General features: G+C 40.0%; 22 protein-coding genes. 9 read left to right on the top strand and 13 right to left on the bottom strand.

Features of this window, described 5'->3' with window-relative positions:
- Positions 1–6: 6 nt before the first annotated feature.
- From BUF13_RS08020 to BUF13_RS07970, 11 genes are all read right to left on the bottom strand, one after another.
- Positions 7–984 (bottom strand): alpha/beta fold hydrolase, encoded by a 978-nt coding sequence (locus tag BUF13_RS08020; protein WP_073571258.1) that lies wholly within the window; start codon positions 982–984, stop codon positions 7–9.
- A 204-nt stretch (positions 985–1,188) separates the two neighbouring features.
- Complete coding sequence (locus BUF13_RS08015; protein ID WP_073571257.1) at positions 1,189–2,463, bottom strand: alginate export family protein; 1,275 nt, start codon at positions 2,461–2,463, stop codon at positions 1,189–1,191.
- A 93-nt stretch (positions 2,464–2,556) separates the two neighbouring features.
- The gene (locus BUF13_RS08010) at positions 2,557–3,999 is read right to left on the bottom strand and encodes a rubredoxin domain-containing protein (protein WP_073571256.1); all 1,443 of its coding nucleotides are present in this window, start codon (positions 3,997–3,999) and stop codon (positions 2,557–2,559) included.
- On the bottom strand, positions 3,996–7,520 hold the full coding sequence (locus BUF13_RS08005) for a nitrate reductase (protein ID WP_243839718.1): 3,525 nt from the start codon (positions 7,518–7,520) through the stop codon (positions 3,996–3,998). Before BUF13_RS08005 ends, BUF13_RS08010 begins: the two co-directional genes overlap by 4 nt.
- 97 nt (positions 7,521–7,617) lie before the next feature.
- Positions 7,618–9,042 carry an MFS transporter gene (locus BUF13_RS08000; RefSeq protein WP_073571255.1) on the bottom strand — a complete coding sequence of 475 codons (1,425 nt, stop codon included), beginning with the start codon at positions 9,040–9,042 and terminating at the stop codon, positions 7,618–7,620.
- Between the two features lie 134 nt (positions 9,043–9,176).
- Positions 9,177–9,839: a response regulator gene (locus BUF13_RS07995; protein ID WP_073571254.1), complete on the bottom strand. Its 663-nt coding sequence runs from the start codon at positions 9,837–9,839 to the stop codon at positions 9,177–9,179.
- Between the two features lie 59 nt (positions 9,840–9,898).
- Positions 9,899–11,710 (bottom strand): sensor histidine kinase, encoded by a 1,812-nt coding sequence (locus BUF13_RS07990; protein ID WP_073571253.1) that lies wholly within the window; start codon positions 11,708–11,710, stop codon positions 9,899–9,901.
- Between the two features lies 1 nt (position 11,711).
- A complete protein-coding gene (locus BUF13_RS07985; RefSeq protein ID WP_073571252.1) occupies positions 11,712–12,293 on the bottom strand; it encodes a DUF4202 domain-containing protein in 582 nt (193 codons plus the stop codon).
- Between the two features lie 11 nt (positions 12,294–12,304).
- Positions 12,305–12,682, bottom strand: coding sequence for a nitrite reductase small subunit NirD (gene nirD, locus BUF13_RS07980; RefSeq protein WP_073571713.1), 378 nt, complete (start codon positions 12,680–12,682; stop codon positions 12,305–12,307).
- A gap of 2 nt (positions 12,683–12,684) precedes the next feature.
- Positions 12,685–15,195: a nitrite reductase large subunit NirB gene (gene nirB / locus BUF13_RS07975; RefSeq protein WP_073571251.1), complete on the bottom strand. Its 2,511-nt coding sequence runs from the start codon at positions 15,193–15,195 to the stop codon at positions 12,685–12,687.
- 228 nt (positions 15,196–15,423) lie between these two features.
- Positions 15,424–15,846, bottom strand: a complete 423-nt coding sequence (locus BUF13_RS07970; RefSeq protein ID WP_073571250.1) for a nucleoside-diphosphate kinase — start codon at positions 15,844–15,846, stop codon at positions 15,424–15,426.
- 168 nt (positions 15,847–16,014) lie between these two features.
- Here BUF13_RS07970 and BUF13_RS07965 point away from each other — a divergent pair, with 168 nt between their 5' ends.
- The 7 genes from BUF13_RS07965 to BUF13_RS07935 all read left to right on the top strand — a co-directional run bounded on the left by BUF13_RS07965 (position 16,015) and on the right by BUF13_RS07935 (position 21,363).
- The gene (locus BUF13_RS07965) at positions 16,015–16,335 is read left to right on the top strand and encodes an MmcQ/YjbR family DNA-binding protein (RefSeq protein ID WP_073571249.1); all 321 of its coding nucleotides are present in this window, start codon (positions 16,015–16,017) and stop codon (positions 16,333–16,335) included.
- 325 nt (positions 16,336–16,660) lie between these two features.
- The gene (locus BUF13_RS07960; RefSeq protein ID WP_073571248.1) at positions 16,661–17,590 is read left to right on the top strand and encodes a carbon-nitrogen hydrolase family protein; all 930 of its coding nucleotides are present in this window, start codon (positions 16,661–16,663) and stop codon (positions 17,588–17,590) included.
- A 53-nt stretch (positions 17,591–17,643) separates the two neighbouring features.
- The gene (locus tag BUF13_RS07955; protein ID WP_073571247.1) at positions 17,644–18,060 is read left to right on the top strand and encodes a c-type cytochrome; all 417 of its coding nucleotides are present in this window, start codon (positions 17,644–17,646) and stop codon (positions 18,058–18,060) included.
- A 169-nt stretch (positions 18,061–18,229) separates the two neighbouring features.
- On the top strand, positions 18,230–19,264 hold the full coding sequence (locus BUF13_RS07950; protein ID WP_073571246.1) for a DHH family phosphoesterase: 1,035 nt from the start codon (positions 18,230–18,232) through the stop codon (positions 19,262–19,264).
- Between the two features lie 40 nt (positions 19,265–19,304).
- A complete protein-coding gene (locus tag BUF13_RS07945; RefSeq protein ID WP_073571245.1) occupies positions 19,305–20,231 on the top strand; it encodes an FKBP-type peptidyl-prolyl cis-trans isomerase in 927 nt (308 codons plus the stop codon).
- Positions 20,232–20,251: 20 nt separating this feature from the next.
- On the top strand, positions 20,252–20,806 hold the full coding sequence (locus tag BUF13_RS07940) for an FKBP-type peptidyl-prolyl cis-trans isomerase (RefSeq protein ID WP_073571244.1): 555 nt from the start codon (positions 20,252–20,254) through the stop codon (positions 20,804–20,806).
- Positions 20,806–21,363, top strand: coding sequence for an FKBP-type peptidyl-prolyl cis-trans isomerase (locus tag BUF13_RS07935; RefSeq protein WP_073571243.1), 558 nt, complete (start codon positions 20,806–20,808; stop codon positions 21,361–21,363). Before BUF13_RS07940 ends, BUF13_RS07935 begins: the two co-directional genes overlap by 1 nt.
- 23 nt (positions 21,364–21,386) lie before the next feature.
- Here BUF13_RS07935 and BUF13_RS07930 read toward each other — a convergent pair whose 3' ends face one another.
- Positions 21,387–21,968 (bottom strand): methyltransferase family protein, encoded by a 582-nt coding sequence (locus tag BUF13_RS07930; RefSeq protein ID WP_073571242.1) that lies wholly within the window; start codon positions 21,966–21,968, stop codon positions 21,387–21,389.
- 29 nt (positions 21,969–21,997) lie between these two features.
- On the opposite strand from BUF13_RS07930, the gene BUF13_RS07925 reads away from it, so the two are divergent.
- Entirely contained in the window at positions 21,998–23,215 is a 1,218-nt protein-coding gene (locus BUF13_RS07925) for an NAD(P)-dependent oxidoreductase (RefSeq protein ID WP_073571241.1), read from the top strand.
- A complete protein-coding gene (gene deoC, locus BUF13_RS07920) occupies positions 23,199–23,867 on the top strand; it encodes a deoxyribose-phosphate aldolase (protein WP_073571240.1) in 669 nt (222 codons plus the stop codon). Before BUF13_RS07925 ends, deoC begins: the two co-directional genes overlap by 17 nt.
- A gap of 58 nt (positions 23,868–23,925) precedes the next feature.
- On the opposite strand, the gene BUF13_RS07915 is transcribed toward deoC, so the two are convergent.
- Complete coding sequence (locus BUF13_RS07915) at positions 23,926–25,029, bottom strand: Fic family protein (RefSeq protein WP_073571239.1); 1,104 nt, start codon at positions 25,027–25,029, stop codon at positions 23,926–23,928.
- Between the last annotated feature and the right edge of the window lie 22 nt (positions 25,030–25,051).

The raw sequence follows: 25,051 nt of genomic DNA, 5'->3' as shown, positions 1-25,051 counted from the left end.
AAAGGTTTATTTCAAGGTATTCAAAAATGCCTCAATTGGTGGCAAAAGTCCCATTATAAAATCATCTGACTCGAAATTCAAATCGAGGTCTTGTTCATGTATTGTGACGAGATAATCTCCAAATGCGCGCTCCATGCCTATATCGATTGGAATAGATGGGTCACATTCTTCCAGATGTTTTTTTAGACTTGAGTAGCGCAGGCTATCTTCCACCAATTCTTTTAGAATCCTTGTCTCTTTCTCATAGCCCGGACGGTTACTTTTTGCCAACCTTTCTATCCTTCCGGTCTCTACATTTCGCCGCATCATACTTGTCAGGTCATATTCCTCGTTGATGATTCTCAATGTTGGGATATTAATTTTTGAGGTAGAATTCTGTAAAAAATCCGGCCGCCAAAATGCCCGAGACATCACTACTCTTTTTTCTTTCTCTTTTTCAAAATCAGGTGCGGTTGCGGCCCAATTTTCAAACAGAATACTTTCATCAGGGTCTGAGCAACCTACCAGGAGTACTGGATTTCCCCAATAAATCAATCCAGCTAATCGCTCAGGATGATGCTCTGCGATATAGGTCATTTCCTGATTGGCAGGCATGCGTCCAAAAAGCACAGCTTTTTTGATTCCAAGAGCATCCATAAATCCGATGAGGTCTTCAGCTAATGTCGCTACATCATAGCCCCATTTAGTGTCGGTGCTTTTCCCAAATCCTCTTTTCAAGGGAGCTAAAACTCTAGCTTTTTGAGCAATGGCCTCGAAAAATGGAAAATAGGTCGAATCGAAATATTTTCCCTCGAAATAATTATGTGAATCCTGAACCCAAATAAAAGGAATTCCCTCTCCACCAAAGTCCATATATTCCAGTTGTAGATCTCCCAAATCTGCAATTTTGGATTCGAAAGGAAGCTTTGTTTTTTGTCCGAAGGAATTAAAATAGGCTTGGCATACTAATGCAAGAATTAATAAACATCGAATTATCTTATACATAAAAAATAGAATTAAAAATAAGGCTGATGTCTTAATATACAATAAAAAGCTATAAATCAGATTATTATAAATTTGTTATGCCTAAAGAAAGTTTTTTAAAGTAATTAAATAATAGATTTTTATTAACTGGTTTTATAATAAAAATCCCAATCTATCTCTGTTCATTTAGAGTAGATTGGGATTCGAAATGTAGTTTTCAGAGTGTTACTCCTCCTTTGTAAACTTCAACAGGTTCGGGTTGACTACCAGCATCACCCAGCCCCAATTGTTGGTGTTCTTTGGGTTCGTTCCTCCTTTTAGTATTCCCATTCCATCAGAAGCAAACATTTGAGAATATCCCATATTCATTTTGATGTTTTTACTGATTGTTTTGCTTAAGACTAAGTCCAGCTCCGTTCCCAGATAGCTTTCGATTCCATCTGCCAAAGTGGCTTGAGATGAAAAATAATGAAGGTTGGCTCCCAAACTGGATTGTTTCCCCAAAGGAGTCTGGGCTTTAAAATAGAGATCATTTAATCCTACGGAATTGGCATGATTTCCCACATAAAAGTAGTCCATCAAGCCATTGAATTTATGATTGGTGCCATAGAGTGGAAAGAATGAATTGTTTTTCTCTCCTGCTGTGGCATCGGTTCCGCTCAGGGACTCAAATCCCAATATGAGAGCTGTTTTTCCCAATTTGTATTTCGCTTCCAACATCAGTTGGTAAGCTGACAAATCCGTAGTAGCGTTGGCCTTTCCAGTTTGTAAATAGGCTGATCCGGTAAGTTGAATCGCACTTAAAGGGAAAGTGAAATAGGTGCCAGTTGTCTGCCTATAATAAAGTCCATCAGGCTGAAGATTTGCATCATCAGCATATTTTTGAAAACCATTATTCATAAAGAGAAAACTGATGGATCCTTTTTCCCATACTTTCTTAAAATGTGCCAATTGCATGACTTTGTAAGAGAAAAAGCCATTGATGGTATAGTCCGAACCGATGTTTTTTTGATTTTCTTGGTTGAAAGCAAATGTAAGGTCCAAGTTCACCTTGTCTTTGGAAAATTTAAGCATTGCAGCATCGTGAAATCTTCCTTGCATGGTCCAGTCCACTTCACCTAATATTCTTTGATCATCATAGGAAATCGCCTGCCTCCCAACTTTCAGAGCCCAGGACTGGTTGAAAGAATAATTGATCCAGGCCTGAAACAATGAGAAAGATTGGTTTCCGTCATTGATTGCCAATTGACGAGTATCACCCCAAGTACTGACATCTTGGATACTCATGTAGATTTTCAGTTTAGGATCACCGTAGGAAATGTTGAGACGAGATCTTTGCGTAACAAAAGCTGCCGCTTTTCCTTCATCTGGGAAAAGATTCCCAAATCCATGTCGATATTCAAACCTTGGACGGATATCCGCATCCAAAGATAGTGTTTGAGCTTTGCCGAGATGCAATAGGCTGAAAGCCAATAGCAATGTGAGTAGGATAGATTTCATAGGCTTAGATTATTTACGTATAAAAATAAGTAATAATACTTAATTAAGTACGTAAATATCTAAGTATTTTTTTTCAAAAATTTTCTTGATTTATTAATCGACAATCTTTGTGAATTCTTTCACTTCGAAATGACTCTTTGGAGACTCGCAAAGTGAGCAGTGATAGTCGTTTGTAAGCTCCTCAAAGCTGGTTTCAGCCGAAATTCCTTGACTTTGATCGCCTATGCTTGGGTCATAAATTGTTAGACAATCTTGACATTGATAAACTTTGATAGTCACAGACTCTTTGACTGGAAGAGATTTTTCAGATTTGTTTGACTCTTTTCCAAGCTGATCAAAATACATTTTACTTAGTTCTATAAGTAGTTCAGGCAATTCTGCTTGGTCTACCTCTTGAACATGGACAATATATTCTTGATTATTGGGATCAAAATCTTTTGCATAAAGCAAATTATAAGTACTTCTGAATTCAACATCTTCGAAGAAGGCAGGCGCTTGATTTTTCTCTATTACGATAGAAGTAAAGTAATATGCCTTCTTGGTATAATCTGTAATGCTAAAAGTAAGTCCATAGGTGCTGATGTCATTTTTATCAAAGTTGGAAACTAAATATTGCTTGAGCTCCAATGCTGATTTATTGTTGACGGGCAGATGCCAATTGAGTTCAAGCATGGAATGGCGAACATTGATACCGTGCCTGCCCAATAATTTTTCCCATTCCAATTTGTATTTGCCTTGTATCCCTTTGATAATGATCGATTTCCAAGGTGTGATGGAAATTTTACCGATTCTGCAATCCGCACATAGATCGCATAGGAACTTTAGGAATTCGATGTAATACTTGTTATTTCTCCAATAGAGCCCCAGCCAATAGGTGTCTTCTCCGACTCGGTTGATTCCTTCATAATAGGGGAATGGGTAAAAGGGAATCTCTAATTCTTTATCTACGGTTCGGTTATTGGTGATGACTAAATCGTTTACCAACTCGAATAGCATCTCGGTAGTTTCCGGCTCTTCTTTCAACAATTTTTCAATAGCACTACTTACTTTTTCCAGATCCCAGCTGTAAATCATGGCTGGATAAAGCTCTGTTTTTTCCCATTCTGGTAGTCGAACATAGAGGTACCAATAGTCCTCGTGCTCCGAAGCTATGAAATTAAGGTGACCGGTATAAAGTGGAACCAATCTTTGCCGGGGATCGGTGATATTGATCTTGAGGGAAGATTGACTTCGGAATTGCTCTAAAATATAGAGATAACGATCACCTGTGAGCCAGGGAGTATTAGGTAAAATGTCCGCCGAAACATAAGAGGAAACGATGTTTTCATAACCCAGAACACCCGGGGGTACAATTTGGAATTTATCCTGTGGCTCAAAATGAAAATTTTGATCCTCATTGATGAAAAGGATGTCTTGTCTTGAGCCCAAGGAAATGGTGGTCAAACCGGCATTTTCTGCCAGAATGAGAATCTGCTTCAGTTCAGCAGGGGATAGAACTCCTCCTTTGACGGTGACTCTTGAAAATGATTGTTTCATGCGAGTACTTTTGAATTGTTTAGAAGTTCTCGTACTTCTGTTTTGCAGCTACCACATCCCAAACCTGCGCCTGTCTGAGTACAGAGTTCGGAGAAATCAGTGCATCCACCTGCAATAGCTTCTTGAATGTTGCCTTCTCCAACTCTACTGCAACTACAAACTAGTTTGCCTTTTACGGGCCGAGTTTCTGAAGACCCCATCAGGAGCGATTTTCTTTTCTCCGAAAGTTCGATTTTGTTTTCTATCAGGGATTTGAATTCAGCAAATTCGTTTTTATCTCCCATCAAAATTGCTCCAACCAGGAGATCATCTTTGACAATGCATTTTTTGTAATAGCGTCGACTAATGTCTGTAAATACAATCTCTTCATATGAATCATCATTTTCAGGAATTGAGATGTCTCCGATGCTACAAAGTTCCAAGTCTTTGAATTTCAGAATATTCATCAACACGGATCCATGGTAGGAGCTACTTACATCACCTGCTATAAAATTGGCAAGAATGGTGGCTTGCTCCTCTGCAGCTGAAGTGATTCCGTAAAGGTTATTCTGAAATTCCGCAATCTCCCCTATGGCAAATATTTCCGGAAAATTGGACTGTAAATGTTGGTTCACCTTTATTCCTCTGCCACAAAGGATTCCATTGTCCCGGGCGATTTTTATGTTGGGTTGCGTGCCTATCGCATAGACAATCGCATTTGCCTGGATGGTTCTTCCACTTTTCAGGGTAATGTTTAAGGTTTTGGATGCCTCGTCATCGAATACTGTGCTTACCTCATTGTCGAAATAGATATGGATCCCTCGCTCTTGAACATCCAAGGAAAGCAAATTGCTGGAAGTGCTGTCCAGTTGTCTTTCCATCAGTTTAGAGCCCCTTTGAACAATGGTTGTTTTCACCTGAGTGTGCTGTAAAGCTGCAGCAAGTTCAAGTCCCAGCAATCCTCCTCCCACGATGACTACGTGTTGGTTGGTGGGTGGCAATCCTGTAGAATCCAAGTATTCTTTGAATCGATCCGCATCGCTTTTGTTTCGCATGGTAAATCTACCTGGAAGGTCGAGTTGAGCATCTTTCGGTACAAAAGCTCTACTTCCTGTGGCAAGAATCAATCTGTCATAACTGTGTTCTGTTCCATTGGAATCGACCACAGTTTTATTTTGCGGATTGATTTTTTCAATAGAAAGCCCGGTATGGAGGTTGATCTTGAGCTTACTCAATTCCTTTTCCTTGATTTTTTGAAGTTGCTCCCAGGTCAATTCCTCAGTCACATACTCTGGCAAAAGTACTCTGTTATAAAATGGATGTTGCTCTTGGGAGAATACATGGAGCGAATCTTGATCATTATGATCTCTATAGTTTTGGATAAATCTAAAAGCCGCTGCTCCTGCTCCTACAACAATGATCTTCTCCGTCGGCTTTTTGTACTTTTTTACAGATACTGTGGTGTACTTAAAGTCAGGCTCTTTGGATTGGGGATCAACTCTGGTAAAAGTCAGATTATTCGCTCTATTGAGATCATTTTGAAGCTGTTTTCCCCAGTGCATAGGAAGAAAGACCACTCCTTCTCGGACATTTTTGGTGATTTTAACACGAACTCTGACTGTCCCGTTTTTGCTTTTAATTTCTACAACATCCCCTTCTTTGATTTTTTCCACATAGGCATCGACTAGGTGCATCTCCAAAACAGGGTGGGAGTAGTGGGTGCGCAGTCTGGATACTTTTCCGGTTTTGGTCATGGTATGCCATTGATCCCGAATCCTACCTGTGGTCAGAATCATTGGATATTCGGAATTTGGCTTTTCTGAGCTATTGATGACCTGAGTAGGGATATTGAAAATAGCTTTTCCGCTTGGAGTCAAGAATTTGTGGTCGGAAAACAGTCGCGGAGTTCCTGTATGTCTATACTCAGGAACCGGCCATTGGAAGGTTCCCTCTGATTTGAGTCGGTCATAATTGAGAAAAGAAATGTCTATGGAGGTCCCCCGGGTCATGGAGACATATTCCTCATAAATTTCTTCTGCATTTGAAAAATTAAAGCCTCGGAATCCCATTCTTCTTGCAAATTCACATAGAATTTCCACATCAGGTTTGGCCTCTCCGGGTGAGTCAATTCCTTTTTCCAAATAAGAAATTCTTCTTTCCGAATTGGTCATTGTGCCCTCTTTCTCCAGCCAGCCAGCAGCAGGAAGAACCAGGTCGGCATATTCTACAGTGTCTGATCTGTGGGAAATGTCCTGTACGACCACAAATTTTGCATTGGCAAGAGCCTTTTCAACCTTTTTAAGATTGGGTAGACTCACGAGGGGATTGGTGCAGATAATCCAAACCGCCTTCAATTTTCCAGACTCCAAAGCATCAAACATTTCAGTGGCGGAAAGTCCAGGGTTAGGGGAGATTTGATCCACTCCCCAAAAATTCGCTACTTCTTGTCTGTGAATAGGGTTGGATAGTTCCTTGTGAACTGCCAAAAGACTGGCCATACCTCCGACTTCTCTTCCTCCCATGGCATTGGGTTGGCCTGTGAGCGAAAAAGGTCCATTACCGGGTTTTCCTATTCTTCCCGTAATCAAGGAAAGATTCAAAAGCGAGTAGTTTTTATCTGTTCCAATTGCGCTTTGATTCAATCCCATCGCCCACATACTGATAAAACCATTGGAAGTTCCTATCAAATCTGCAGTCGTTTTGATGTCTTCTACCGAAACCCCGCATAGCTTAGAAGCTTCCCGAAGGCTCATGGACATGACTTGTTGTCTGTATTTTAGGAATCCCTCTGTATTCTTTTCAATAAAGGATTTATCAATAAATCCTGTCTCAATTAGTCTTCTTCCAATTGCATTGTAAAGGATGATGTCTGTCCCGGGAATCAATTGAAGATGAATATCTCCAAAATTGGCGGAATCGGTTTTCCTTGGATCCGCCACTATAATCTTGACATTGGGATTTTTCTCCTTGTGTTTTTCTAATCTTCTGAAAAGGATAGGATGGCACCATGCAGGATTTGCTCCTGCAATCAAAAAGACATCGGCTTGCTCAATGTCATCATAGGAAATAGGGACGGAATCTTCTCCAAAGGTCTTTTTGTAAGCTACCACAGCGGAGCTCATGCAAAGCCTGGAATTGGTATCGATGTTATTGGTTCCCAAAAAACCCTTCACCAGCTTATTGGCGATATAATATTCCTCTGTCAGACATTGACCAGAAACATAGAATCCTACGCTATCTGGTCCATGTTTTTGAATTAAAGTTTTGAATACCCCTGCTGCGCGGTCCAATGCATCATCCCAAGACACCCTTTCTCGAGGATGAGATCGACTCCATCTCATTTCAGGGTAAAGAATCCTGTCAGAAGTGTCATTGACCACATAATGGAGGTTCATCCCTTTGCTACAGAGCATCCCCTTATTCACGGGATGATCAGGATCACCTTGCACAGTAACCTTATTCTTGGAATCTACAGAAGCAATAATGCCGCATCCGACCCCACAATAAGAACAGGTGGTTTTGATTTTTGGATGATTAATCACGTGGTATAGGTTTGGTTGTAGCAGGTAATTCAATTAAAAATAGCTCCAAGAAGGCTAGAATACCAGTTATCAAGGAGCTATTTTGAATTTGTTGATGCTAGTTTTTGATCGGAACCAATTCTGGTTGCAGGTTTTTGATTTCTGTCATCGCTTCTTTTTCATCCTCCAAACTGAACCTGATCAAAAGTGTAATTCCACCTACAATGACGATGATTAGCCCAATTGTTAAAAATCCACTTGCAACTGCTGAGGAAGCTGCTGCAGATTGGGCTGCGGCGATCGCGTCAGCACCCAAAGATTCTGTTGCTATAATGGCTGCCTTCTCTGCTACTGCAGATTTTGAAGAAAGGAAAAGTGCCGCGATAAATGCTCCAAAATTCCCTCCAGCACCGACGATGCCTGAGATTGAACCGATGGCTTTTCTATTGATAAAAGGGACCACCGAAAAAGTAGCTCCTTCAGCCATTTGAACAGTCAAACTAAAGGCAACCAAAAGAACTATTCCTAAAACCAAACTGGTGGCTAAAGAGAATACACTTAGCATGATTCCTTCAGCGACTAAGATGACGGCTAGAAACCAAACTCTGCCTTTCAATCCATTGAGCTTACCAAATTTATCTCCAAAATAGCCGCCGAGCGTTCTGGCAAAAATGTTCATCAAAGCAAAGGATAGGACGATATTGCCTGCAGTAAGCCTTTCAAGCTGAAATGTATTTTGAAGGTAATCATCCATGGTTCCATAGACAGTCAATTCAATACCGAAACATGCTGCATAGACGATAAACAAAACCCATACACGATAATCTTTGATCGAGTCCATGAAGCCAACTGTATCTCTTTTTCTTTTGGAGACTTTGACTCCTTTTTCTTCTAAGTCCTTGAAATTCCCCTCTGGAGTATCTTGTGTGAAAAAGTAATAAACCAAGCCAGTCAAGAAACAAACGATACCTGCAATCACCATTGCATATCTCCAAGCTTCTCCTTCAGCAACTCCAAATGCGATAACTGCAGCTGCAATGATAGGCATGCCTAGTCTATTGGCTCCACCTCCAAGGTTACCCCATCCTGCGGAAGTTGCATTGGCTGTACCAACTACATTGGAAGCAAACATAAGGGAGGTATGGACCTGTGTAATAACAAATGAAGCCCCAATAAATCCAGTAAGTAGTCTACTTATATAGAATTGGAATGGAGTCTGGGCGAGCCCACTGAAAATAACCGGGATGGATCCCAATATAAGTAGCCAAGTGTAGCAAAGCCTTGGTCCATACTTATCGCATAGTTTTCCAATCAATAATCTCGCAAATACGGTCCCAGCAACAGCCAAAACTGTAGCATTCCATTTTTGGGCTGGTGTCAAACCTAGATCTCTTACTACATCTGGCATAAAGGGGACAATCCCAAACCAGGCGAAGAAGCATATAAAAAACGCAAAGGAGGTAATCCAAAATGTCCTGATAGGTACACTTGTGATATCTCTAAGATTCAGGCTAGTTGCCTTGGAGTTAGTGTGATTTTTCATAGTACTTACATTTATTTAAAATAAAAGTAAGTAAAAATACTTATATACGTAGATATATACGTAATATTTTTTTAGTAAAATCATAAAAAAGCCCCAAATGGTATTTTTGGGGCTTCTAAGTACTTATTTAATACTTATATTAATTGTAAGTCTTTGGCCTTATTGGTGAGCTCAGTGAGGTTTTTGACATTTAATTTTTTCATCAGATTGAATCTATGAACCTCGGCAGTTCTCCTACTGATTTCCAATGCATCAGCTATTTCATTGTTTCCATGTCCCTGAAGGATCAAGTCTAGAATCTGCTTTTCTCTATTGGTAAGGTTGGAAATTTCTGGTGCAGATGGAGTAGTTTGGGTTCGAGGCTTTGGCTGACCGCCTACAAAATTGTTGATTATATATGCTGAAACTTCTCCAGTAAAATACTTACCTCCTTCGGCAATGGTTCTCAAAGCCTTCAGAAATTCAGCTTTTGAAGAGCCTTTGAGCAAATAACCATCCGCTCCCGCTTCTATGGACTGGACTACGTATTCTTCAGAATCATGCATGGAAAGTACCAATTTTCTTACCTCAGGATATTTGGAAGTAAGGGTTTTTACTACTTCGATTCCATTCATTTTTGGCATTCTGATGTCTACTATCAGCAAATCAGGCTTGTTTTTGGCAATGACTTCAAGCGCCTCTTCTCCATCTGAAGCTTCATCGATGACTTTGAAGTCAGTTTCATTTTCCAATAAGGATTTGATGCCATCTCTTACCAATTCGTGGTCGTCGGCAAGAACAAGTCTAGTTGGGTTCATTTCTACTAAGGTTAATTACGTAGTAAAATAAAGAAATTTACGTAAAAAAGACTAGTGAATTAGGCAATTGGAACATTTAAAGTTACCCTTGTTCCTTGGTTTGGTGCGGAATTGATAAAGAGTCTTCCGTTGATATAGTTGATTCTCTCCTGCATAAATGTCAGTCCCATCCCTCCATCTTTATCAGGTTTTGGTTTGAGAGTTTTTTTATCGAATCCTTTTCCATTATCATCCACGATAATGCTCAATATGCTTTCGCTATGAGAAATTGTTACTATGATGTGGCTGGATTCAGCGTACTTGATAGCATTGTTGATGGCTTCCTGGGTAATTCGATACAAATTGATTTCTGTAAGATTGTCCAGTCTTTGGTTAAAATCTGTTTTGTTGAAAAGGACAATATTTTTGTCCGTCAACTTGGACAGTTCCTGGGTAAGTTCCGTCAGGGCGGGCACCAATCCATAATCTGTGAGCTCAGGAGGTGTAAGATTAAAAGTTGCTGTTCTGACTCCTTTGATGATATTGGAAGTAAATAATTTGAGTTTCTCGATTTTTTCCTGAGCCTTTTCAATATCACTTAAATCAACGCTTTCCAACAAATATTTCAAGCCTGTAAGCATTTGGCCAATTCCATCGTGGATATCTTTGGCAATTCTGTTTTGCTCATTTTCCTGGTTTTCAATGATTTTTCTGCTGATGATCTTCTGCTGGTGGATTCTTTCTTCATAGCTTTCCTTGGTTAGGCGCTCTACCTCATGAAGGATTTCCTTTCGCTTGGTAATATCAAGGCATACGATGATCAATTCAGATTTATCTTCACCAGAATGAAAAGGGAGCATGGTGAAATCCAACCAGATTTCCTTTCCATTTTGATTGGATGCCTTGACCTCGCCCTGCCATCCAGATTTTTTGTTTTCAGAAATGATCTGATCCATTGTGAGTCTTTCATTCTCATTGATTGAAATGATCTCTGAAAACTTTGCGTTCAGATTGAATTTTTTGACTTTGAGAAGCTTGGAAAATTGATCTCCTAAATGACTCACGTAACCATCTGGAGTGATTCTGGCAAACAATAGAATCTGGTCCATTGCCTGACTCAATGCGCGTAATTCCCTAACCGACTTCTCCTTAGACTGTGAAAGGGCATCCGCATCTTTTGCCATTTTCACGGCCTTTTTTTCAGCTTCCATCAGCTCCTTGATGCTACCTTTGATAGCTTTGGCTGAAGGCCAAAATATGACCAAAAACTCTCCAAGAAGAATGAGAATGGTGATCATGGTAATGGTGATCTCAAGTTTTTTTAACTGTGAGACTTTCTCTTTTGCTTCTTGGTCATATTGATTTACTATCCTTTCCATCTGAGGTAGAAAATCTGAAGTCCCGGTTAAAAGGTTTTTAATTTCAGCCTTGAAATTGCTGCTGTCTGAAGTAGGAGATTCAGCCAAACGTTTAATCGAATCAATAGATCCATTGACCTGGTCAAAGGAAGTTTGGATCGAATCGAACATCGAATTCAATTCTTCACTTTTTTCAGCTTCAATCCCTGTGTTTTCATCACCAAACTTGAGGATTTGGTGTGCTTCATTCCATTCTTTTTGCGTGATTTGAATGCTATCAAGAATGGCGTTTCTTTCAGAGGGTATTTCGGTATAGGCTAAAAGAATGGCTTCTTTGGAGAGTTTTTGACTGAGCATTCTTTGCCTTCCGGCCATATTGATTAGCCTACTGTCGTTCTCCTGATTGCTCAAGTAGCTTCGAATAAAAAGCTGACTGGCCAAAACTGAGAGAGCAATTGCTCCTAAGGCAATCAAGTAAAGGCGCCGGAGCCTATTGAAGGTGTCTTGATCGAAAGATTTGCTTTTTTGGGACATTTCAATTGGATAATGCCTCTTGGATGAGTTGGGTGCTTTGAGGACTTAATTTTAGATTCAGAGCTGCATCTTTGCCCTTTTCGGACATTTTTGCCCAAGTTTTCTGAAGGATATCGATGATTTTATCTTTCTCATGTTTGCTGGCAAAATCATCAAAATAGTATTCCAAAAATACGAGGCAGATGACATCTTCCAAGGCTTGGGTTTCTTCGTCTGTTTTGAGTTGTCTTTTCCTGATCAGGTGACTTACTTTTCCAATGAAATCATCTTGATATCCCACATCTTTTAGAATATCCGAAGTAAGAGTTGCATGCATTTTCTTGAGTTCCTCTCTCCATTTCAAATATCCCACACGATCCATTGGATAATCGGATCTTGGAATCCTCCACCTTCCAATATGCTGAGCTCTTGCTGCAATTTTTAGGTGGTCAGGAGCTTCTGGGCTAAAGGAGTCCAGTTTTTCACTCATTCTCAGAGAGTAAAGCAATTCCTTTGGAAAGCTTTTTTCATCTGCAAATTCCTGATTGGGATCTTCTGCATTGATCTGGTCGATTTTAGAAATTGCTTCTTCGAATAAATTCATTGGATTTAGGCTTAGTCGGCAAATCCAATATATACATTTCCGTTGTCTATTTTGACTGGATAAGTCGCTATGCGGTATTCCTCGCCATTTAAATTGGTCCCATCTTCTAGAGAAAATGATTTTTTGTGAAGAGGGCAAGAGACTTTTGGAATTCCTGCTGCATCTCCAGTCATACCTCTTGACAAAACCATTTCAAGTTTGTGGGGGCAAAGATTTTGACAAGCATACCAGGTATTGGTTCTTTCAAAATGAAATACGGCAACTTGCTTGGACTTATACTTGATACATCCGCCGGCATTTTCTGGGAAATCACTGACTTCTCCTACTCTTACCCAGTGAAGCACATTTTGAGGATCTACGGATTGATAGGTGTTGAAATACTCTTCCATTGTTACCATGGTTTAGGCATTTTTTGTTCTCTCATTGGTACAAAGACAAGCTCTTCATTGGAGTCATCTGTATTGATAAAATGCTTGAAGCGTTTCATCATTTCAGGGCTTTCGATAGCTTCTTTCCACTCACAGGTAAATTTGTTTACCAGTTCTTCCATCTCATTTTCTAACTCTTCTGCTATTCCCAAGCTGTCCTCTACTACTACTTTTTTCAAATAGTCCAGTCCTCCGTCCAATTTGTCCAACCAAGGAGCTGTTCTCATCAATGGTGCTGCAGTTCTGATGTAAAACATCAAGAATCTATCAAGGTATTTGATGCAGGTTTCATCATCCAATTGGGAGGCAAGCAGAACAGCATGCTTCGGATTGGCGCCGCCATTTCCACAGACATAGAGATTCCAACCCCCTTCGACAGCGATAATCCCGAAATCTTTTCCTCTGGCTTCTGCGCATTCACGGATACAACCAGAGACTCCACCTTTTAATTTATGTGGGGAGCGAAGGCCTTTGTAGCGCTCCTCGATTTGAATTGCAAAGCTGACGCTGTCATGCATGCCGTATCTGCACCATGTAGATCCTACACAACTTTTGACAGTCCGAAGGGATTTGCCATAGGCATGACCACTTTCGAATCCGGCTTCGATTAATTCTTTCCAAATCAGAGGAAGTTCGTGAAGTTGAGCTCCAAATAGGTCAATTCTTTGACCTCCCGTGATTTTGGTATACAAATCGTATTTTTTAGCTACCTGTCCAAGGACTACCAATTTCTCTGGAGTGATTTCTCCCCCTGGTACTCTAGGTACTACTGAATAGGTGCCATTTCTTTGAATATTTGCTAAAAAGCGGTCGTTTGAGTCTTGAATTCCCACCTGACGGTTGGCTGTTTCCATAAATATGCTGGCGAAAATAGATGCCATCACTGGTTTACAGATTTCACAACCGTGTCCTTTTCCCAATTGATCCAAAGCATCATTGTAAGTTGGGATACGGTGGATTTTGACCAAGTCGTAGAGTTCCTGTCTGCTGTATTCGAAGTGCTCACAAATTGTCTCCTTGACCTCTTGCCCCATGGATTTCAGGGTCTCATTGACCAATTCTGTCACCATAGGTTTGCATCCTCCGCAACAGCTGGATGCTTTGGTAAGACCAATCACATCTTTCAAAGAAGAGCAAGTTCCTGAAGTAAGGCTGCCGCAGATATCCCCTTTGGAAACTGACTCACAGGAGCAGATCTGAGCGGAATCTGGGAGATCCAAAGCAGAACCAAAAGAACTTTTCCCATCTCCTCCTCTTGCTCCAAGAATCAGATCCTCTGCATCTTCGGGAAGTTTGATTTCGTTGATGTAGAGTTGGAAAAGGTTATTGTAATCTGAAGCGTCGCCAACTAGAATTCCTCCAAGCAATTTGCTACCATCAGGGGAGATATTAATTCTTTTATAAATTCCTTTTTGTTTGTTTTCATAGCGAATGGCAATTGCATTTTCATTTTCCAAAAATGGATCTCCAAAAGATGCTACTTCTGTGCCCACCAACTTTAATTTGGTAGACATATCGATAGTAGGGCTCATCAATTTCTCCCCACCGGTAATTTGATCTACTGCAACTCCTGCCATTTCATAACCTGGAGCGACAAGTCCGTAGATGCCATTATTATATAAGGCCACTTCTCCAATCGCGAAAATGGAAGGATCGGATGTTTCCATTTTTCTATTTACCTCAATACCTCCTCGGGTTCCTGTAAGTAAGCCCGCTTTGATAGCCAATTCATCTCTTGGTCTGATACCTGCAGAAATAACCAGCATGTCCACATCCAGAGAGCTTCCATCATGGAAATCAATTCCAGTGATTTCTGGGCTACCGATTATCTCTTTTGAATTTTTACCCAAATAGACATGGATTCCCAAGCTTTCGATCTTTTTAATCAAAAGGTCACTAGCCTGCTGATCCAATTGCCTCGGCATCAATCTAGGTGCAAATTCTATGACACTGGTCTCCATTCCCAATTCTTTGGTAGCATTTGCAGCTTCCAATCCCAAAAGACCTCCGCCTAAGATTGCTGCTTTATATTTCCCCTGAGATTGAAGTTTTTTCGCATATTCTTCAATTGCCTCTAAGTCTTCTATCGTTCTATAGATGAATACCCCAGTTTTGGAGACACCTTCTAAAGGAGGTACAAAGGGAGATGACCCGGTTGCGAGAATCAAATAATCGTATTGGAAGGAATTGTTTTTATGAGTCACAATTCTTTTGATAGAAGTGTCTATTTCTGAGACCAGTTCGGAGGTCCGAAGTTCGATTCGGTTCTCTTCATACCAGGCCCTAGGCGCCAATAAAAGTGGATCAGAGGACTTTAAAGAAAAATATTCGCTCAGATGAACTCGGTCATATGCCGGTCTGGGCTCTTCACCAAAAACAGTGATTTCAAATTGATCTCTTTGAGGGTGGGCAGCAAGTTTTTCACAAAACTTATAGCCTACCATTCCATTTCCGACTACGATTACCTTTTTCATATCTAAGTAATTTTGAATCAAAAATATAAGTAAAAATACTTAATTCAAAATATTATCTAGATATTTTTAACTACTGATATTTATTAGATATATTGACTTTTATGGCCTTTTGTCCTGTTTTGGATAGTTTGAGGAATTACGTAGAAAAATAAATACGTAGAAAAATTAGATTGGAAACAAAAAAAGCACCTCAATCGAGGTGCTTTCTTATTATCTATTTGAGGGGGATTATCTTACTCTCTCAGCTTGAGAGAAGTAGAAGTTACCTTCGATAGCTGCGTTTTCGTCAGAATCAGATCCGTGAACAGCATTTGCTTCGATAGACTTAGCGAAGATTTTACGGATAGTACCTTCAGCTGCATTTTCAGGGTTGGTAGCACCGATCAAAGTTCTGAAATCTTCAACTGCATTGTCTTTCTCTAGGATAGCAGCGATGATAGGTCCAGAAGACATGTATGCGCAAAGATCTTTGTAGAAAGGTCTCTCTTTGTGTACTTCGTAGAATTTTCCTGCCAATTCAGGAGTCAATTGAGTAGCTTTCATCGCTACGATTTTGAAGCCTGCTTCTTCGATCATTTTTAGGATTGCTCCAGAGTTGCCCGCTTCAAAAGCATCAGGCTTGATCATGGTGAATGTTCTTTTTCCTGCCATGTTAATTGAGTTTACACTGATTTAAATTCGGGCGCAAAAATAGAGGAAAGCCTGCTCTATTCCGAGAAATTATCGAGAATTAACCAGTATTTCATTCATTTTCAGTTTGATATTTAAGATTTTAAGGACTCTTTCTTCTAATTTGATGAATTCAAATACAAAGCTAAAATGATCTCAAAGGCCACATTTTTTCAAATGGCACTTTCTTTTCCAGGTGCGGACCAAAAGCCTCATTTTGATAGAACTGGCTTCAAAGTCACTGGAAAAAGAATGTTTGCTACCTATCTGGAGAAAGATCATACCTGCAATATTTTTCTCAGTCCAGAAGAGCAAAAGGAGTTCTGTTCCCTGGATTCAGATCATATTTATCCTGTACCCAATAAATGGGGTGAGAGAGGAGCGACTACTTTTGAGTTAAGTTTTCTAGAAAAAGAAATTCTTCAGGAGGCTTTGCTTTCAGCTTATGAAGCAGTGGTTGGAAAGAACTGAATTCGTCACGAGCCTCCCTGTGAACTCAAATTGATTTAATAATTTTTGACAAAGGTAAATCAGATATTAAGCAGCGTTTGTCAAAATAGAATCCATAGCAAAGCTTAGGTTTTTCTTAGCTTTCTTCAGGGTTAATACAGGGTTTATCTATGGTAAATTCAGAAAAATTCTGAATAATACTTGGAAAAAAGCTAGATAGGGGTTGTAATAGCTATGGAGGAAGGTGACTATTTATTTTCTTTTAGTATTGAGGAAATGTATGATTGACCAGAATTGAATATTAGGATCATTGATTATATTCAGCTTGTTCCCAAATCAGAGTATTATGAGTCTGCAAAAAATTAAAGTTGGGGTTGTTCAGGCTACCCCAGCCCTTTTCGATATTGAAAAAACAGTGGAGACCATTATCTCTTGGATAGAAAAAGGGGCAAGAGAAGGCTGCGAGTTGCTTCTTTTTCCAGAGTCATTTATTCCTTGCTATCCAAGAGGGATTGATTTTGATGCGGTGGTAGGGAAAAGATCCGATAAAAGCCGCGAGCAATGGTTGGACTATTGGGAAAACAGTATTGAGACTTCTTCTCCTTTTATTGAGAAAATCGGAGATGCTATTCGCAAAGCCAGTCTAATGGTTGCTTTGGGTGTGACAGAGAAGGAGTCGATTGGAGGGTCCTTGTATTGCACATTACTTTATTTCGATGAAAATGGCGAATTGATTGGAAAGCATCGCAAGTTGAAGCCAACTGGCTTGGAGAGATATATCTGGGCAGAAAGTGATGGAAGTACATTAGTTAGCTTTGATACTAAAATAGGAAAGATTGGAGGCCTGATTTGCTGGGAGAATTACATGCCGCTTGCTAGAATGGCCATGTATCAAAAAGGAGTGGAAATCTATTTGGCTCCAACAGCTGATTCAAGAGAATCCTGGCAAAGCACTATGCAGCACATAGCTTTGGAAGGAAGGTGCTTCGTATTGGCTTGCAATCAATTTGTGAGAAAGTCCGATTATCCTGAAAAGTATCAAGCTGATTTGGAAGCTGAACCAGAAATCATGTGTGCCGGAGGAAGTGTGATTATTTCACCTTTGGGAGAAGTTTTGGCAGGACCACTTTGGAATGAAGAAGGGCTTTTGGTGGCGGATCTGGATTTTTCTGATTTGGCAAAAAGTAAATTGGACTTTGATGTGGTAGGTCATTACGCCAGAAAGGATGTGTTCCAACTGGAAGTCATTGGCCAACCATCTACTATAAAGCTTTGAGAAAAGTCAAAATCATTCATTCTTTTTTAAATAATTGAGGCAAGGAAACTAGGATGGGATTGAGATACACGATCACTTTTTTGATTGGCTTGGGAATTCTTTTTTCATGTCAATCTTCCAAAAAGGAGGCAGATGGACTGGAAGAAGTAAAGGCGTCCAAAGATGAATTTTTCATTGTGCCCGGTGAAGATGAGCTCTTAGATTCTTTGAGAGTCAAATCAGGGAAGGTTTTGATCTCTTATTCAGATTGCTTCGAATGCCATAAACTGGATCAGGATGCTACTGGGCCCTCATTTTCAGATATCGCACGAAGGTATCCATCGAATCAAACCTATGTAGAATTTTTAGCCAGAAAGGTGATCAGTGGAGGATCGGGTACCTGGGGTACACCAGTGATGAGAGCACATCCTAGCTTGAGCCAAAATGATGCTGAGAAAATGGTTACTTACATCCTATCACTGGACTTTTAACAGGTCCCATTTATAAACCGCTAATGGATTTCTTTGGGACTTATCAACTAAGTTTCTTGGATAAATAAGCTATTTCATTCATTTTCAAGGAAATGCACAAGTTGGGAATTGTAAAAAAAATCCTGACCTTTGCGGACTACTAGAGCCATTGAGCCGTTGAAAATTAAGAATGGAAGCAATAGCCACATTTAAAAAAGAACTCTCTTCACCCAAAAAAATATTTATCACTACCCATGTAAAGCCTGATGCAGATGCTTTGGGGTCCTCACTTGGACTTGCAAATTATCTGATCAAAAAAGGCCATGAGGTGACAGTGGTAACTCCTACCGATTATCCTTCATTCTTGAACTGGATGGAAGGAAATGATTCTGTATTAGACTTTAGCAGAGAAGATCAACAGAAAAAAGCAACCGCTGCATTGAATGAGGCAGATGTGATTTTCTGTTTGGACTTTTCCGGTCTGAGCAGGGTCAATGAATTGGGTGAAATGATCCGCAAGTCGGATGCCTATATCGTTAATATTGATCACCACCAAGATCCAGAGGATTTTGCTGACTTCCGCTATTGGAGTACTGAAGCCGCTGCTACCTGTGAGTTGATCTATGAATTGATCGTCAAGCTAGGCGACAAGGATTTGATCGACAAGGATATTGCAGAGTGCCTTTATGCTGGTATCATGACCGATACCGGAGGATTCAGACATCCTAATACTACTAAAAATGTACACTTGGTAGTCGCTGAACTGATCGAACTAGGAGCTAACCCTTCACAGATCGCCAACTGGATTTATGATTCTAATTCGGTAAACAGATTGAAGTTTATCGGCTTTGCAATCAGCCGTAGATTGGTAGTCTTGGAAGACCTGCACACCGCCTATTTTGCGATCAGCAAAAAAGATCTTAAAAAATATCAAAGCCGCACAGGAGATACCGAAGGATTGGTCAATTATGCACTATCTTTGGACGGAATCAAACTGGCTGCACTCTTCTCTGAGCGTGAAGATGGAATAAAAATTTCATTTAGATCCTCAAGCGAAGTAGCGGTTAATAAATTCGCTGCGTCCTACTTCAACGGAGGTGGACACAAGAATGCCGCTGGCGGTAAATCCGAGCAAACTTTGAAAGATACGATCGAACGATTTGAGTCGTTGGTAGAGGAGCATCAAGACGAATTGTTTGTGGGAGAAGCAGTTTCTGCAGATTGATTTCAAGCATTCACATAAGAAGTAAAACCACCTAACCTTTATGAAAAATAAAAAAAGCCTTTTGGCAGCCCTTGTATTGCTCTCTGGAGCAAGTGTCATGTCTTCCTGTAACAAGACCAAAGTCACTGAAAAGGACGGTATCGAGTACACATATATCAAAGAGGGTTCTCAGAAGCCTGCCAATGGAGAGTTTTTGCTATACCATTTGGATATCGTCAATGCTGACGACTCTGTGATTTATACTACTTCTACTCAGCCGGTGCCAGGGTATGTTATGGCAAATGATTCTATTCCTGTTAACAATGGAATGGATGAAATCTTCTTGGGATTGAGAAAAGGTGACTCTATCAATTTCGAGTCTACTGCTCAAGTGATTTTCGGACCAAACTTCCCTCCTTTCTTGAATGCTGAGGATCAATTGAAAATCAGAATCGGAGCAATCGATATCATGACTCAAGAGGCCTTGATGGATTATTTCTCCAAAGCGGAAGAGGCTGAGAATGCTAAAAGAGCCGAAAGAGCTAAAACTTTGCTTGTAGAGGACGGAAAGAAAATTGAAGAGTATGCTTCCGCTAATGGATTGGATGTTCAGAAGACTGAAAATGGTCTTTACTATGTAATCGAAACTCCAGGTTCAGGTGATGAGGTAACTCCAGGTACTACCATGTATGTAAACTATGCTGGTTACTTGATCGATGGAACTCTTTTCGATACTTCCTATGAGCAGATTGCCAAAGACAATGACAGATTTAATCCTCAAAGAGATTACGAACCACTTCCAGTAAATGTAGGAATGGGACAAGTAATCCCTGGATGGGATGAAGGCCTATTGCTTTTGAAAAAAGGATCTAAAGCTAAATTCTTGATTCCTTCTCCGCTAGGTTATGGTGAGAATGGAGCTGGAGGATTGATCGGTCCTAATTCTATCTTGGTCTTTGATGTGGAAGTCACAGACGTTCAGAAATAAAACTTAAATACTAAACCAACATGAAATCCAGATTATCATCTTTATTCTTAGTCCTATTTGCATCTGTATCGCTATTTGCGTGTATCGATGAGGACTCTACTTATCAATCCATCTTGCTTCGAGATATAGAAGCGATTGATGCATACTTAGCAGAAAATCCAATTGATGGGGTTAAAGAATATACAGATGAAAACGTAGGCTTTCATGTGATATGGCAAGAAGTTTCCGGTTCTGGAATTACTGCAGCAGTAGGTGATACAGTTAGCACAAACTACATTGGAAAATTCTTGACTGATAAGGTCTTTGATACTTCTTATGAGGATGTCGCCAAAGAAAATGACATCTACAGTGAAAGTAGAGCTTATGGTCCTATCAAATTTCTCCAAGGGTATGGCTCTTTGATTCCTGGATTTGAATTGGGAGTTTCTTTGATGGAAGTAGGAGACAAGGCGACTATAATAATGCCTTCTGCATATGCATATGGTACTGCTGGAAATCCAAGTGGAGGAATTCCCTCAAATACTCCAGTAATCTTTGAAATTGAATTTGTAGACCGGAAAGAAGGAAACCAATAATGATTAATACCGCTAAATACCTCTTTTTCTTTTTTGTAGCTGCAGTATTATTTGCTGCATGTGAACCAAACAATCCTTACAATGTTGGGCCAACCTATGATATTGCTGGAAATTTGGAAAAGGACAGCGTGAAAATTGCCGATTATTTGGCAGTGGCTGAAATCGATTCTTTGTATAGAATTCATGATCCTAGTGGGATTGTGGTGATTGTACAGGAGGAAGGAGAAGGTACTAGGCCAACTTACGGCACGGTAGTTTATACTGATTACACTGGCTCTTTGATCTCTGATGGATCTGTATTTGATACATCCTATGAGAGCGTTGCCATAGAAAATGATATCTATGTGGAGGGAAGGAATTATACAGTATTCCAATTTACCCTAGATGTCAGTTCTGTGATTCAGGGCTGGAATATTGGCTTCAGAAGGTTGAGACCAGGAGCCAAAGCTGTATTGATTATTCCATCTCCGTATGCGTATAGAGATCAGGAAAGCAATGAGAAAATCCCAGCCAATTCGGTTCTCCGATTTGATGTGGAATTCAGAGGAATAGATTAAAAGAAAGGGCTTCGGCCCTTTTTTTATTTTTTAAGTTTTGGAAAAAATGCAGGAACTTCCTTCTTGTACTCTATGTACTCCTGACCAAACTGATCTACTAGGTTCTGCTCTTCGAAATAGATCCCAATAGGTAGATAAAGTGCCAAACAAACAAAATGGGTCAATGCTGCACCGGTGCCAGCTACAAGGAAATACCCTAAGAATATCATTGCCAATCCCAAGTATAGAGGATGCCTTACTCTGGCATACCATCCAGACTGAAAGAGTTCCTCATTTTGATCTACAGGTTTGAATCCCAAAAAGCTTTTCAAAGACCAACCTTTGGAACTTTTTACCATAATTATGGTCCCAAAAGTGGCAAATAAGTAGCCGAAATAAAGAAGAAATTGACTTTCTGAAAGAATTTTTTGAGTTGGGATTTTTATAGAAACTAGCCCTATTCCCATTAAAAGCAGAATTGATAGCAAACTGTAAAAAAGCCTATACCATTTCATGTGTTGACCTAATTTCTCCTTCAAAATTCTTTTTAACTTGGAGGCAGCCATCAAGCTATGAACTGCGTAAAATAATGACCAGCATAGTGCTAGAATGATGTAATCGTTCATGTTTTGAAACCCTGAAGCGAGGAATTTTTATGAAAATCGGAATTATCCGCGAAGGAAAAAATCCACCTGACAAAAGAAGCCCATTTACACCTGATCAATTGCAGTCTTTGAATCAAAAGTTTGAAGGCCAACTTAAGTTTTATGTAGAATCTAGTCCTATCCGCTGTTTCAGCGATGAAGAGTACGAATCCAAAGGAGTTGAGGTGATTTCTGATATTTCTGGTTGTGATGTACTTTTTGGAGTAAAAGAAGTTCCAATTGCCAACTTGATATCTGATAAAACCTATTTTTTCTTTTCCCATACCATCAAAAGACAAGCGTATAACCGGGGACTTCTTCAAGCAGTTCTTGAAAAGAACATTCGCATGATTGATTATGAGGTTTTGAAAAATGAATCTGGCTCACGTGTTGTAGCATTTGGCCGATGGGCTGGAGTAGTGGGGGCATATAATGCGATGTGGACTTATGGTCAAAAAACTGGCCTTTTTGAAATTAAACGTGCTCATGAGTGCTTTGACCTAGCCGAAATGAAGCAAGAGCTTCAAAAGATTCAGCTTCCTCCAATCAAAATCATATTGAATGGATCTGGTAGAGTAGGGAATGGAGCCAAAGAAATCTTGGAAGCTATGGAAATTAAGGAGGTAGGAACAGAAGATTTCCTTCATCAGTATTTTGATGAGCCGGTATTCGTTCAGCTCAAGTCTGAGGATTTCAATAGAAGGAAAACCGACGGAGGCTTTGATAAAAATGAGTTTTATACAAGTCCTGAAAAATACGAAAGTCATTTTCTCAAATTTGCTGAAGAAGGTGAGATGTTGATCGCAGCAGCCTATTGGGATCCCAAAGCTCCCCGACTTTTTGAGTTGAAAGACATTCAGTCAGACGATTTTGGGATTTCGGTAATCGCAGATGTGACTTGTGATATCAATGGCTCTGTGCCGACTACTTCTAAAGCATCTACGATTTTATCACCGGTATATGATGTAGATCGTCAGACAATGACAGAAATCGAAGCTTTTGGTAAGCAAAATAGCATCTCGGTGATGGCTATTGATAATTTGCCATGTGAGCTGCCTCGTGAGGCCAGCAGGGACTTTGGAAACCAATTGATACAATGGGTGATTCCAGCGCTTTTGGATGAACCTGCTCCAATTTTGGAAAAGGCTACCATAGCAAGAGATGGCGATTTAACTTTGGAGTTTATGCATTTGACAGACTACGTTTATCCGGATGAAAAATTTCAATAGATTTCTCGAATCGACTGTTTTGAAGCCTACCATGACTGGAGAGGATGTCGATCAACTTGTAAAAGATGCGATCAATGAGCAGTTCATTGGAGTATGTGTTCCTTCTTTCTGGGTCAAAAAAGTGGCTAGAGAGCTTAAAGATGAGGATATCCAGACAGTGACTGTTGTCGGTTTTCCTTTAGGCTTCGAGGATACTGCCAGCAAAGTAGCGGAGACGAAAGAGGCGATCAAAAACGGAGCTGATGAGCTGGATTTGGTTTGGTCACAGACTGCCTACCATTCAGGTATGAATTGGCCCAAGATTGAAATTGCACAAATCGCCAAAATATGCCACGAAGAGGAAAGAATTCTGAAAGTAATCATCGAAACAGCCTATTTGAATCCTGAGCAAATCCAGGAAGCTTGCTCAATCTGTCAGGATGCTGGAGCTGATTTTGTAAAAACATCAACTGGTTATGCACCTAGCGGAGCGAAAGTCGAGGATATTCATCTAATGAGAAAAACGCTAAGTTCTCAGACTGGAATCAAAGCTAGTGGAGGAATCAAGACTTTGGATTTTGCCTTGGAATTGATTCGTGCAGGCGCAGATAGAATTGGTACCAGTTCTGCCAAGGCTTTGATGGATGCTTGGAGAGAAAGCCAAAAGACCTAAAATAGGTAGCTGATAAGAATATGTAGTCTCGATTCAATGCCAGTTTTTGGATTTTATATCAACTTAATTTTACCAATTCATAGCTGGTACTTCTACCACCACCTGCTTGTTTTACAAGGACACCTTGATCTTCCAAATTTTGTATATCTCTAAGTGCTGTATCAGTTGAAACTTTGGTGATCTTTGCCCATTTAGAGGTATTGAGTTTACCATCAAAACCGTCCAAAAGCTTATTCATCATCTGTTTCTGACGGTCATTAAGTGATTTTGTATTCAAAAAATTCCAATAATTTGCCTTATTTAGAACCGAGTTTAAAGATTCTTCAGCATGGATAAGTGCTCGCTCCAGACAAGATAGAAACCAATGTAGCCATTTGGTGATTTCAAGGTCTCCTTTTTGAGTATTTTCTAAAATTTCGTAATACTTCTTTCTCTCATTTTGGATTTGAGCAGACATACTATAAAAACGCTGTTTACTTTCATCGGATCGCGCCAATTGTAAGTCGGTAATTGCACGTGCAATACGTCCATTTCCATCATCGAAAGGGTGTATAGTAACAAACCACAAATGAGCGATTGCAGCTTTTAAGACAGGGTCTAATTGAACTTTGGAGTTAAACCAATCAAAAAACACATCCATCTCTTTAGGTACATTCTCTGAGAGTGGAGCCTCAAAATGTTTTAGCTCTTTTCCCATTGCTCCAGAAACGACCTGCATTGCTCCTGTTTCAGGTGTTCTCCAAGATCCTACAGTGATTTTATTTATACCGCTTCTCCCTGTTGGAAACATTGCTGCATGCCAACCAAATAAGCGTTCGTCATCAAGATGTCTCTCATAATGCTGCGTTGCATCTAGCAGCATATCAACAACTCCTTCGACATGACGGTCTGCTGGAATTGAACCTCCTATATCCATCCCCAATTTTTGGGCAACAGAAGAGCGAACCTGATCTGTATTGAAATGCTCACCCTCAATTTCACTTGTCTTGAGTACATCTTGCGTGATAGTTTGAAGCATTGCCTCGTTTTGCAGATCGAAGCCCAGACTCATCATTCGTCCTGTTAATTTTCCTTGCTTGTGGCGCACCGAAGTCAATAGGAATGCAATCTGATTTATATCCCAAGAAAAGTTCGGCCAATTTTTTTGTTGGTAGATATACATTATTTACCGCATTATTTACGGT

Source organism: Algoriphagus zhangzhouensis (assembly GCF_900148515.1).
Classification (GTDB): Bacteria; Bacteroidota; Bacteroidia; order Cytophagales; family Cyclobacteriaceae; genus Algoriphagus; species Algoriphagus zhangzhouensis.
This window is presented reverse-complemented; position numbering and strand designations above follow the sequence as displayed.

Excerpts from the sequence above, each read along its gene's own strand:
- BUF13_RS08020 (WP_073571258.1), bottom strand. The coding sequence starts at position 984 with ATGTATAAGATAATTCGATGTTTATTAATTCTTGCATTAGTATGCCAA.
- BUF13_RS08015 (WP_073571257.1), bottom strand. The coding sequence starts at position 2,463 with ATGAAATCTATCCTACTCACATTGCTATTGGCTTTCAGCCTATTGCAT.
- BUF13_RS08010 (WP_073571256.1), bottom strand. The coding sequence starts at position 3,999 with ATGAAACAATCATTTTCAAGAGTCACCGTCAAAGGAGGAGTTCTATCC.
- BUF13_RS08000 (WP_073571255.1), bottom strand. The coding sequence starts at position 9,042 with ATGAAAAATCACACTAACTCCAAGGCAACTAGCCTGAATCTTAGAGAT.
- BUF13_RS07995 (WP_073571254.1), bottom strand. The coding sequence starts at position 9,839 with ATGAACCCAACTAGACTTGTTCTTGCCGACGACCACGAATTGGTAAGA.
- BUF13_RS07990 (WP_073571253.1), bottom strand. The coding sequence starts at position 11,710 with ATGTCCCAAAAAAGCAAATCTTTCGATCAAGACACCTTCAATAGGCTC.
- BUF13_RS07985 (WP_073571252.1), bottom strand. The coding sequence starts at position 12,293 with ATGAATTTATTCGAAGAAGCAATTTCTAAAATCGACCAGATCAATGCA.
- nirD (WP_073571713.1), bottom strand. The coding sequence starts at position 12,682 with ATGGAAGAGTATTTCAACACCTATCAATCCGTAGATCCTCAAAATGTG.
- nirB (WP_073571251.1), bottom strand. The coding sequence starts at position 15,195 with ATGAAAAAGGTAATCGTAGTCGGAAATGGAATGGTAGGCTATAAGTTT.
- BUF13_RS07970 (WP_073571250.1), bottom strand. The coding sequence starts at position 15,846 with ATGGCAGGAAAAAGAACATTCACCATGATCAAGCCTGATGCTTTTGAA.
- BUF13_RS07965 (WP_073571249.1), top strand. The coding sequence starts at position 16,015 with ATGATCTCAAAGGCCACATTTTTTCAAATGGCACTTTCTTTTCCAGGT.
- BUF13_RS07960 (WP_073571248.1), top strand. The coding sequence starts at position 16,661 with ATGAGTCTGCAAAAAATTAAAGTTGGGGTTGTTCAGGCTACCCCAGCC.
- BUF13_RS07955 (WP_073571247.1), top strand. The coding sequence starts at position 17,644 with ATGGGATTGAGATACACGATCACTTTTTTGATTGGCTTGGGAATTCTT.
- BUF13_RS07950 (WP_073571246.1), top strand. The coding sequence starts at position 18,230 with ATGGAAGCAATAGCCACATTTAAAAAAGAACTCTCTTCACCCAAAAAA.
- BUF13_RS07945 (WP_073571245.1), top strand. The coding sequence starts at position 19,305 with ATGAAAAATAAAAAAAGCCTTTTGGCAGCCCTTGTATTGCTCTCTGGA.
- BUF13_RS07940 (WP_073571244.1), top strand. The coding sequence starts at position 20,252 with ATGAAATCCAGATTATCATCTTTATTCTTAGTCCTATTTGCATCTGTA.
- BUF13_RS07935 (WP_073571243.1), top strand. The coding sequence starts at position 20,806 with ATGATTAATACCGCTAAATACCTCTTTTTCTTTTTTGTAGCTGCAGTA.
- BUF13_RS07930 (WP_073571242.1), bottom strand. The coding sequence starts at position 21,968 with ATGAACGATTACATCATTCTAGCACTATGCTGGTCATTATTTTACGCA.
- BUF13_RS07925 (WP_073571241.1), top strand. The coding sequence starts at position 21,998 with ATGAAAATCGGAATTATCCGCGAAGGAAAAAATCCACCTGACAAAAGA.
- deoC (WP_073571240.1), top strand. The coding sequence starts at position 23,199 with ATGAAAAATTTCAATAGATTTCTCGAATCGACTGTTTTGAAGCCTACC.
- BUF13_RS07915 (WP_073571239.1), bottom strand. The coding sequence starts at position 25,029 with ATGTATATCTACCAACAAAAAAATTGGCCGAACTTTTCTTGGGATATA.